This window comes from Pseudomonas sp. MAG002Y (assembly GCF_019400845.1).
In the GTDB taxonomy this organism is placed as follows: Bacteria; Pseudomonadota; Gammaproteobacteria; order Pseudomonadales; family Pseudomonadaceae; genus Chryseomonas; species Chryseomonas luteola.
Map to the genome: position 1 here is coordinate 1 of NZ_WOEJ01000037.1, position 10,559 is coordinate 10,559.

General features: G+C 51.9%; 11 protein-coding genes. 6 read left to right on the top strand and 5 right to left on the bottom strand.

Translation table 11 applies throughout. The annotated features are described in order from the left end of the window. Nucleotides 1–74: 74 nt before the first annotated feature. On the bottom strand, nt 75–374 hold the full coding sequence (locus GM154_RS25275) for a LysO family transporter (protein ID WP_219654250.1): 300 nt from the start codon (nt 372–374) through the stop codon (nt 75–77). Between the two features lie 441 nt (nt 375–815). Here GM154_RS25275 and GM154_RS25280 point away from each other — a divergent pair, with 441 nt between their 5' ends. Further along, nucleotides 816–1,673, top strand: a complete 858-nt coding sequence (locus GM154_RS25280; protein ID WP_219654251.1) for a LysR substrate-binding domain-containing protein — start codon at nt 816–818, stop codon at nt 1,671–1,673. A gap of 78 nt (nt 1,674–1,751) precedes the next feature. Here the strand turns inward: GM154_RS25280 and GM154_RS25285 are convergent, their stop codons facing one another. Next, a complete protein-coding gene (locus GM154_RS25285; protein WP_219654252.1) occupies nt 1,752–2,276 on the bottom strand; it encodes a GNAT family N-acetyltransferase in 525 nt (174 codons plus the stop codon). A 131-nt stretch (nt 2,277–2,407) separates the two neighbouring features. Between GM154_RS25285 and GM154_RS25290 the strand changes: the two genes are divergently transcribed. After that, nucleotides 2,408–2,935: a hypothetical protein gene (locus GM154_RS25290; protein ID WP_219654253.1), complete on the top strand. Its 528-nt coding sequence runs from the start codon at nt 2,408–2,410 to the stop codon at nt 2,933–2,935. Nucleotides 2,936–2,939: 4 nt separating this feature from the next. Here the strand turns inward: GM154_RS25290 and GM154_RS25295 are convergent, their stop codons facing one another. Beyond that, nucleotides 2,940–3,827 (bottom strand): LysR family transcriptional regulator, encoded by an 888-nt coding sequence (locus tag GM154_RS25295; protein WP_219654256.1) that lies wholly within the window; start codon nt 3,825–3,827, stop codon nt 2,940–2,942. A gap of 147 nt (nt 3,828–3,974) precedes the next feature. Between GM154_RS25295 and GM154_RS25300 the strand changes: the two genes are divergently transcribed. From GM154_RS25300 to leuA, 3 genes are all read left to right on the top strand, one after another. Beyond that, on the top strand, nt 3,975–5,534 hold the full coding sequence (locus GM154_RS25300; protein ID WP_219654257.1) for an MFS transporter: 1,560 nt from the start codon (nt 3,975–3,977) through the stop codon (nt 5,532–5,534). A gap of 184 nt (nt 5,535–5,718) precedes the next feature. Further along, a complete protein-coding gene (locus GM154_RS25305) occupies nt 5,719–6,879 on the top strand; it encodes an MFS transporter (protein ID WP_219654259.1) in 1,161 nt (386 codons plus the stop codon). A 279-nt stretch (nt 6,880–7,158) separates the two neighbouring features. Beyond that, nucleotides 7,159–8,865, top strand: coding sequence for a 2-isopropylmalate synthase (gene leuA, locus GM154_RS25310; protein ID WP_219654262.1), 1,707 nt, complete (start codon nt 7,159–7,161; stop codon nt 8,863–8,865). Here leuA and GM154_RS25315 read toward each other — a convergent pair. Further along, a complete protein-coding gene (locus tag GM154_RS25315; RefSeq protein WP_219654264.1) occupies nt 8,862–9,641 on the bottom strand; it encodes a helix-turn-helix transcriptional regulator in 780 nt (259 codons plus the stop codon). The genes leuA and GM154_RS25315 overlap by 4 nt on opposite strands. Before the next feature lie 383 nt (nt 9,642–10,024). On the opposite strand from GM154_RS25315, the gene GM154_RS26165 reads away from it, so the two are divergent. Then, a complete protein-coding gene (locus GM154_RS26165; protein ID WP_219654266.1) occupies nt 10,025–10,375 on the top strand; it encodes an SDR family NAD(P)-dependent oxidoreductase in 351 nt (116 codons plus the stop codon). On the opposite strand, the gene GM154_RS25325 is transcribed toward GM154_RS26165, so the two are convergent. Then, nucleotides 10,334–10,559 (bottom strand): IS3 family transposase (locus GM154_RS25325; RefSeq protein ID WP_219654269.1); only part of this gene is annotated, 226 nt, incomplete at its 5' end. The two genes, GM154_RS26165 and GM154_RS25325, sit on opposite strands and share 42 nt — an antisense overlap.

Sequence of the window (10,559 nt, forward strand, 5' to 3'; positions counted from 1 at the left end):
TGCAGCTATCGCCAGTAGAATTTGAAAAGCGCTATTTCCAGAGCTTGGAGAGTGTCTAGGAAAGCCGGGGCGATTCAGAGACTCATCCAGCCAAAGCCGGATGCCAGAATAAATCCCATCCTGAGCTGCTCTCCCAGCAGCAAGGCAGCCATCATTCCCCCCGCAAAGGTCCCTGTTATGGCCAGTAGTGGAAGACCAAGCGCACCTATGGAAAGCCACTGACGATCTATCTTCATGCGTGACAGATCAATCCCTACCAGAAAGACCAGCGCATAAATAAGGTGACTGATGCCTGGCAGCCATAAGTGCTCTTCAATAAGTGCCAACGGTGTAAGAGAGGTAACAGCGCCTGCTGCGACGATAGAGAGGGTCAACACACATCCTTTAAAGCTTGAGCGCAAGGCATGACCTCTATTCTCTGACTTAGGATGGGTTACATCAGAGGCTTGCCTGTAGAAACAACAGATTAGTGTCCATGAGGTCAGGGTGCAGCAGACTGCAAAGGTCGCTCCTGAGAGGAGGGAATGACCGGCCAGCTTAGGACTGGTTAAAACCGCACCAAACTCGCAGCCTATAGAGAAGAGAAGTGCTGTTACCAGAGGGGATATGAGTCTCGTCGCACTCTGGACCACCCTTTGCCTCGACAACTTTCCCAACGCTATCCCACCGCATAAGGCCGCTATTACCGGTACTAATGTTTCAAGTGCCTCGTACATGTGCTGTCCTATACCAAACCATGTATCACGCAGCCTAGTTTGACGAGCTGATGCACACAAACGAGACTATCCGCACGAATCATGCAGACTTTCTCATCTATGTCCCTTTCCCTTGATATTGAACTGCTTCGAACATTTCATACCGTTGTGAAAACGGGGCAGTTTCTGGCCGCGGCTGTACACCTCAACCGTAGCGCTTCTGCTGTCAGCCTGCATATCAGGCGTCTAGAGCATATAGCCGGCGGCAAGCTCTTTGACCGCGATAATCAATCAGTATCGCTGACCACGCTCGGTCAGCAATTTACGCTTCAGACCGCCGAGCTATTGGCCCTGCATGACCGCATCATGGGAAGGCTCGTGGATCAGCCTGTCAGAGGAAAAGTTCGTTTGGGTGTGTCAGATGATCACGCATGCAAAGTGGTAGATGGGCTATTTGCTCAGGTTTCTTCAACTTACCCACATATCGAACTGGAGATCGAGACGGGTACCAGCGGCCAGCTTAGATACCGACTGGATCAAGGACAGCTTGATCTGGCTCTGGTCGTACAGGCCTATAAGAAGGACATGCTATACGAGCCGTCGCTGGAGATATTGCAACCTGTATGGGTCGCCTCTCCTGCTCTGCAAGTAAATGATCAAGAGCCCCTACCGCTGGCCCTTCATGGTGAGGGATGTCCCTATAGGAGCATGGCCATTGAAACGCTTGAGCGTCAGGGTCGACAGTGGCGGTTGGTTATGCAAAGTGCTAATTCAGGACTTGTCATGTCTGCCGTTGAAGCTGGAGTCGCGATAGGAATTGCCGACCTTACCAACTTAAGCCAACAAGTGCGTGTTTTAACGCAGAAGGAGGGTTTTCCCAGTCTTGGCGCCCATGAGCTGAGGCTTCTTTGCGCCCCTGCTGCAGATTGCGATGTACATCAGCTAATAGCAAACATGGTCGCGCGGCTATATTCCTGACGCCTATGATATGAAAGAAAGTCGCTCGAGAAGAGGGACCCTACTGTCATGATCCTCAACTCCATGCCGTTACAGAGATCAGCCCAAGGCATGCCTTTCAAAGTGAAACCTGTCAAACCACTCCCCGTTTAGCTCAAAGCTCTTCCTGGAAAGCCCATATTGGACGAACCCATTGCGCCGCAATACAGCCAGTGATGCTGCATTGTCAGATCGAGCATCCGCTTCGATACGCTTTAAATCAAGTCTGCCAAATGCAACGTCAAGTACAAGCCTGACGGCTTCGGTTGCGTAGCCTTTGCCCGTCTCATGCTGCGCAATCCGGTAGCCGAGAACGGCTGAATGATAGTGCGCGCGCTGAACAGCTCTAAGATTCACTCGGCCGATAAGATGGCCTGACGGTTCTCGGAGGAGATACTGGTATCCCTTGTCGTCAAAGGCATCATCAATAGCGGCTTCGATGGCTTCTGTTACTCCCTGGAGGGAATAGTAATCCGGGGTGCGCGCATTAATCTGCGACTCAAAATAAGCTCTGTTCTGAGCCTCGAAGCGCAAGAGGTCTTCAGCATCAGCCCTGGTTACAGCAGCGATAGCAAGACGAATCATAGAAACCCTATCGTTGGCCTGTTAAACGCAGCCTGGCACACTGCTCTGCCATGCATTGTGATCTCTACAATAGTCAGTTCAAGACCTTGTTATATTGAGGCGAATTCCGTCCATAAGTATCGTTGATAATAATGAATATAAATTCTCGCTCTGCTATCGAACAATATATTCGTGCCAAGGACGGTAATCGTCTGCATCTGATGGCTATGGCCTTTCATCCAGACGCTACGTTGGAGATGCAGGTCCATACTGGCGCAATCTCATTTCCTGCAAAAACAAAGGGATTAAAGGAAATCAGTAATGTACTGGTAAGTCGCTTCGGTGCCACTTATGAAAATGTCTATACATTTAGCCTTGGAACGCCGCCTGAGCCAGATGCGAGTGCTCATACCAGTAAGTGGCTGGTAGCCATGTCCGACAAGCAAACTGCAGAGGTAAAAGTTGGTTGCGGTCTTTATGAATGGTCATTCACATCAGGATTGGTAAGCAAGCTTCAGATCACGATCGAGCATATGCAGGTATTATCCTATGACGCGCTCTGTCCGATCATGACATGGGTAGCCCCGTTACCATATCCCTGGGTTTCACAAGCAGAACTAACCAACCTGGCACCTGACCTTGAAGCAATCAGTGACATACTCAACTACATCAGGGGTTAACAGATTACGGAGCAGGCAGCAGGTGCTCCGAAACGAAGTCGATAAAGACCCGGAGCTTTGGTGCCATATGCCGGCTGGACGGCCATAGAATATTAAAGCAACCGGTATGCTCGATGTGCTCATCCAGCACTGAAACCAGCTCCCCCTTCTCAAGCGACTCTCTCACCATAAAATCCGGGAGGCAAGCTATGCCCAGTCCGGCTCTGGCCACATCTACCAGTACTTCCGAGGTGTTGAATACAATAGTCTGTGAAAGCAGAGGTGTTGTCTGGTCGCTTTGCCGTATTGGCCAGGTCTCATAGCGACCGGTAGAAGGAAACCGATGTTGCAGGCAAACATGTCTTTCCAGATCCCGCGGCTGATGCGGAATACCGCATGCATCAAAATACCCAGGTGACCCTACCAACTTCAGGTGGAAAGTCCCAAGGCGCCGGGACATAAGTCTTGAATCGGAAGGCTCACCGGTACGTATGACCGCATCAAAACCTTCCTCAATGATATCGACCAGGCGATCAGTGAAATCGACATCCAGCTCAACCTCCGGATACTGCTTCATGAACCGGATAAGCACCGGCATGACCAAGTCGCTTACCAGGGGCAGGCTGATCCGAAGCCGGCCTCGCGGAGCCTGCTGGGTCTGGGACAGCTCAAGTTCTGCTGCCTCAAGCTCTGTCAGGATTCGCCTGCATCGCTCAAGAAACATGGCCCCTTCCTGAGTCAATGTAATGCTTCGTGTACTGCGATGAAACAGGCGTACCCCTAATCTTTCCTCTAACCGCGCAACGCTCTTGCCTACTGCAGAAGCCGACAGGTCCAGAAGCTTTCCGGCCTTGGTAAAGCTTCGCGTCTCGGCAACCTGAACGAAAACAGCAATGCCGCTTAATTGTTCCACTGCCTATCCTTATTGAAGAAATTAATTCCGATATGTTCAGATTTTAAGCCTGTTTTTCCTTATCACAAGCTCCTCTACTCTATTGCCTTGCCAGTACGGATCAGCTGATCTGCGCTGGTCAAATTCCTTCTCCATAAGGCGTTAGAAATGACCCCCTCCAAGTCCTTCTCCACAAGAAACCTCTTCCACTTGCTGGCGGCTTGCCTGACAGGGGTGCTGATCCCGCTCTGCTTCACAGGCCCTGCCGTAGTACTTCCCATACTGGGCAAGGAGCTGGGCGGTAGTGCCAGTGAGCTTAACTGGGTCGTAAACGGCTATATCCTCACCTATGGTAGTGCAATGATGGTGGCGGGCAGCCTGACAGATATCTATGGTCGACGCCGTATATGGCTGATCGGACTGGCCTTTTTCTCGCTGGTCACGTTCACGATCCCCTACTCCGGCTCGGTCTTCTGGATTGATATCCTTCGCCTTTTACAGGGACTTGGAGGAGCGGCAGCATTCGCTGGCGCGATGTCTTCACTGGCGCAGACCTTTCATGGTGCTATCAGAACTCGAGTATTCAGCCTACTGGGCACGACCTTTGGAGTGGGACTTGCCTTTGGTCCTCTGGCCTCTGGCTGGCTGGTCGAAGTCGCGGGCTGGGCCTGGGTGTTTAACGCCACCGCCATCATCGGCGTTGCAGGCTTTCTGCTGGTATTCGGAAGTGTGAGGGAGTCCGGGACCTTGGGCAGCCAAAGGCTCGATTGGCCTGGCGCGGTAACCTTTACGCTGGCGCTGGCCGCCTTTACCTATGGCGTCCTGCTGGCACCCGAGTATGGTTGGCGGGATGGGTGGGTTCTGGGGTCACTGGTCCTGTCGGGAATAGCGCTGGTAGCTTTTACCCGGATAGAACAGCGCGTTACCTATCCTATGCTGGACCTGTCTTTATTCTCGAGCGCTCGCTTTATCGGTGTGCAGGTGTTGGCAGCCTCTCCAGCGTTCTTCTTTGTGGTCCTGATTGTCATGTTACCGGGTCGCTTCATTGGCATAGAAGGCCTGACGGCACTGGAAGCTGGGCAACTCATGATTGCTCTGGCTGCACCGCTTCTGGTTATCCCCTTGCTCGCTGCACTGCTGTCGCGCTGGTTAACCTCTGGAATGCTATGCGGAGTGGGTCTGGTACTGGTTGCCATTGGGCTGGTGTGGCTGGGCACAACACTCGGTCGTGAGGGAGGCGGTCATGCACTACTGCCGATGGCGTTGATTGGGATTGGCATAGGATTGCCCTGGGGGTTGATGGATGGCATGGCGGTAAGCGTTGTAGAGCCCGAGCGAGCAGGAATGGCTACGGGGATTTTCAATGCCGTGCGGGTCTCGGCGGATGGCGTCGCTATTGCGCTGGCAGGTGCCCTGTTGGCAGCGTTGATTCAATCTGATTTGCATCAGGCCATTGCGGGTATGCCTAGTAGCGAGCTTGCAGAGATTTCCAGCCGTGCAGCCTTGGGTGATTTACAGATGGCGTCTGCCTTTGGGGTCAATCAGCTTTCATTGATTCATGGCGCCTATAACCAAGGCTTTCGATTTCTGCTCTTTGTCCTCGCAGGCTTGAGCGTTTTAACCGCTCTGCTCATGGTGCTATTGCTAGGACGGAATCAGGCTCATGGGGAGCTAGCCTCTAACGATAAGAATAACTTGCCTGAGCCGCTTACTTCGGACGTGCGCTGATGCGGAGGCATCCGGTTTTACCTTTGTTTACCAGAGTCAACCCCCTCCTTTGATCCATTAACACTAGTGTCCCGCAATGTCACTCATGCAATACAAGAAGCAAATAAAGTTACCTATTAAGGTTTCTTACAAAGATGGGTTCGCTTGTACAGTAACGGCTGATGTGGATTACCCCGCCTGGAGGATGTGGTCTGCTGCCTGGATCGTGGTAGCGGTGTTCATGCTGTCTAATTCACCCACCCCGCTGTATGCCTATTGGCAGCAGAAGATAGGCTTTGCCTCTGGCACACTGACCTTTATATTTGCCGCCTATATCATAGGCTTGATCACAACACTGCTGTTCGCAGGACAGCTTGCGGATCGGTATGGTCGTAAAAGACTTCTCCTGCCAGGGTTGATAGGGGCAGTCCTGGCCACCCTACTCTTTGAGACAGCAACATCAGTGACAGCCTTGATTGTGGCACGACTACTCACAGGTATCGCTGTTGGAATCGTCGTGACTGCCGGTATGGCATTGGTGGTCGACAATGCAGGTCCTATCAGGCGTTCATCGGGTGCGCTCCTAGCGTCGATGGCCATGGTAATGGGGGCGGGACTGGGACCTCTTTTGGCAGGCATTATTTATCAGTGGACACCTGCCCCCATCACGCTCACCTTTTCCGCTGAACTTCTGATACTGCTCAGCGCGATCATTGCTCTGATAGTGCAACCAGTCAAAGCGCAACCCCCTGAGACAGAGAGACGTCAACTGCGTCTTCCTACGGTCCCAGCGCACTCATTAGGGCATGTTATCAAGGGTATCGCCTTTTTCGGGCCTGGGATCAGTGCGACTTCCTTTGTACTATCGCTTGGCCCGTCCATGTTATCGCATATCCTGCGTGTCCAAAGTCCGCTCATAGCGGGCGCCACTGCATGCGCCATGTTTGGCGTAGCCGTAGCGATACAGCTTGGTATAAAGAAAGTCGCGGTCAATTTCATATTCTTGGTGAGTGGCTGCGCTACCTGTGCCGCCATGATTCTGTTTGTCATGGCGTTGCATTGGTCCTCTGCTGCGTTCCTGGTCCTGGCCGCGCTTTTGGCTGGCGCTGCCCAGGGAGCCGGGCAGTTAGGGGGATTTAGTCTGATTGCTCAGCATATTCCGGACAATCGCCGCGCAGAAGCTAATGCTCTCTTTAACCTGGGCGGCTATCTACCGGCAGGGCTCTTGCCGATCATTACGGGCTTGGTAATAGACGCCTCATCCCTTGCAAGTGGAACACTTACCTTGGCCACATTGCTAGGTCTAACCGCTCTCATGGCCCTGATAGTAGTGACCTTCAATATGCTGCCAAGGAGCCTTAGATAAGGCTTGTGCGTATCCATCACTGGATCTCAGGCCTGATCAAGACAAACCTAGAACAGAAGCAGGTGAGTAAACATAGGCTCACTTGTACAAACGATCCAGAATCATCACGGGGCCTGTAGCCGTCGATCACGACAATATCCTCATGGCAATAGTGATAGCAAAAAGCTGCTCCAGCGTTGTGGCTGCTTTGTCTATTTCGCGACGATGGCTGTCCTTTACGCTAGCGCAAGCCGATTGCCAACAAGCGACGCTTTGAGTTCCTGATAGCGGAGCTTTCCCATGCTAAAACAACCTGAGCGGAAATACAGACCTTTTACACCTGTACACCTGCCTGATCGGCAATGGCCATCCCGTACACTTACTCAGGCTCCTCGCTGGTGCTCGACAGATCTGCGCGATGGCAACCAGGCGTTAATTGAGCCTATGGGGGCTGAGCGCAAACGTCGCTTTTTCGATCTGCTGGTTAAGGCCGGATACAAGGAAATAGAAGTTGCCTTTCCTGCCGCGTCACAAACTGATTTTGATTTTGTACGAGAGTTGATTGAGCTCGATCGTATACCTGCTGATGTCTATATCCAGGTCATGACGCAAGCGCGTCCGGAACTGATTCAGCGTACTTTCGAATCCCTGGCCGGTATACCGCGAGCAATTGTTCATATGTACAACGCAACTGCGCCCCTCTTTAGGGAAGTCGTCTTTGGCCAGGACAAGACCGCTACGGTAGCAATGGCTGTTGAGGGTACTCGACTGATTCGAAAACTCTGCAATCAGCAACCCCAAACCCGATGGATTTATGAATACTCACCCGAAACGTTCTGTTTTACCGAGCTTGAGTTTGCACTGGAAATTTGCGAGGCGGTCCGTCAGGCGTGGCAACCCTCGGACGACCGGCCGTTGATTCTCAACTTGCCAGCTACTGTTGAGGTTTCAACACCAAATGTCTATGCCGATCAGATCGAGTGGTTCATGCGCCAATTAAGCAACCATGAGCATGTCACGATCAGTGTGCACCCTCATAACGACCGCGGTACCGGAGTGGCATGCGCAGAGCAGGCGTTGCTGGCTGGTGCCCAACGTGTAGAAGGTTGCCTGTTTGGCAATGGAGAGCGAACTGGCAATGTTGATCTTGTCACGCTGGCAATGAACTTCTATACCCAGGGTATCGATCCGAAGGTTGATTTTTCCAATATGCGCGAAGTCGTACAGACGGTAGAAAGCTGTAATCAACTCCCGATTCACCCACGTCACCCGTATGCCGGAGAGCTGGTATTCACTGCCTTTTCGGGATCGCATCAGGATGCCATCAAGAAGGGTTTTGCTGCACAGGCAAGTAAACCGGATGGATTCTGGAATATACCTTATTTGCCGTTGGACCCTGCTGATGTGGGAAGCAGCTACGAAGCCGTTATAAGAGTCAATAGCCAGTCAGGAAAGGGAGGCGTAGCCTGGCTGCTTGAGCAGGATCATGGACTTCACCTGCCTCGACGGTTACAAATGGAATTTAGCCGTGAGGTACAAAAACAGACCGATCGCAGCGGGAAGGAACTCACCTCAGCACAGATATGGCAGCTGTTTCGTCAGGTATATGGGCTTCACGTCCAGGCAGATATGCATCTCTTGGACTATCACATTTCAGGGAATGGGGATGCAGTCTACCTGCATGATTTTAATGGCAAGCTCCGTTATCAAGGCCGCACCCTTTCGTTGGAGGGACAAGGCAACGGTGTGTTGTCAAGCGTCATAGACGCATTACGCAAGGCATTCAATATGCCGCTTGAAATCGTCGACTATGCAGAGCATACATTAGGTCAGGAAACGGCTAGTCGGGCAGCAGCTTACGTAGAATGTCGTAGTGCAAATGGCTTATGTCTCTATGGTGTGGCTATTGATGGAGATGCCACTGGCGCGTCGATACGAGCCGTTATCAGTGCTGCGGCGCGGTTGATCCACGCTTCACGCGAAGAAGCATTTGTTATTGCGCATTAGTCATTCTCGTGACCATAGGCGGGCGTCTTGCCAAAATAGGCGGTAGGTGAGACGCCAAGCGTGCGACGAAACATGGCGCTGAACGCACTGGGACTGTCATAACCCAAATCCAAGGCGACCTCTACGACTGGATGACCTGCGGCCAGGGAGTCAAGGCTGGAGAGTAGGCGCAAACGGCGTAGCCATTGAGCAAAGCTTAGTCCAGTCTCTCTTTGAAACAGGCGCGTCAGGGTCCTTTCGCTGACTTCCAGGTATTTGGCGGCGGCGGCAAGAGACCATTGCGAGGCAGGGTCTTTTTTTAATTCCTGGCAGAGGCGCTGAAGAGCAGGATCTGTGGGCGCAGGCAAATGCATAGCGAGCACTGGAAGCACACGCAACTCATCAAGAATCAACTCCATTACTCGTTCATCACGCCCGCCGGCAGAATAGCCGTCGGGTATGCTCATTGCCGTAATGATAAGTTGACGAAGCAATGGTGATATGTCTACGACACGGCAGGTATGAGGCAGGTCAGCTCGAGCAAGCGGATCGACAAACAAGGTGCGCATCTGTACCCAACCGGCAATCTTTAGATCGTGCTCTACCTCTGGAGGAAGCCAGACACCGCGGCCGGGAGGTACGACCCAGGCTCCCTCTACACTATTGACCGTTACCACGCCGCTGATGGCATGAATAAGCTGCGCCCGAGTGTGTTTGTGCCGCGCTACTCGTTCGCCATGCTGATAGTCCTGTGAGACCGCATAGATATGATTGGTACACTTGAAGTCGACTAGCAATCACAAAACACCTTAACAATCTATATCGGTATGTTAACGCGTTTTGCTCATACTCAAGACACAAACAAAGCGTAGGGTCACTGGTCAACTTCCTGCCAGCCCTTGTCTTCTTTACTATCCGGCCAAGGCGCGTTCTAAGTGTCACATAACGATTGAAGTGTAGTCGTAAGGTGTGCGAATAGGCGGTGTAGTCGTTTAAGTCCCTCTGCCTATTTATAGCTACACCCAGACGATACTCAGCAGATGTTACCGTTGGGGTACACTCTAATGACCACATAAGAAAAGCTATTACTTAGGCAATCATCATGGATGTCTTGGGCTTGCAAAGCGCATTGGAGCTGCTACAGCTTCTCTAACTTGCATTCTCATAATGGAGGGTCACTGTGCATTCAACTTGTAAAGGGTATGCTTTTGTTTCTGGCGGGTCTAAGGGAATTGGCCTGGCTATAGTTGAGGCGCTAGTTGCGAAAGACTATTACGTTATAACGTGTGGACGTAGTAAATCGACGTGGCACGATTGCGTAGAAGCAAACCCAGCACTCAGCCAAGCTGTTGATTTCCAGGAAGTAGATTTATCCAAGCCCGGCTCAATAGATCTCTTGTTCGATTACATCCGAGCGACATACAGGAATATCCATCTAGCTGTAAACAATGCTTCTCCAGCCCTTGAGTCAGGAGGGGATTTCGAGTCACTAGGTGTTAGGTCCCGGGAAGAAGGGGTTTGGATCGGTTAAAAAGAGCTGTGGTTGTTTGTGCCATTGCCCGAGGATAAAGCCAATCGGTGTTTGCCCTTTCAAGGCGCGCAATGGACGAGCGCTGTTATACGCCCACAGATAATCCCTTATATGCTCCTGCAGCTGTTTAAGCGAGGCATAATGAAAGGCCTTGGTGGTGGCCTGCTTGATCGTCCGGTTCATG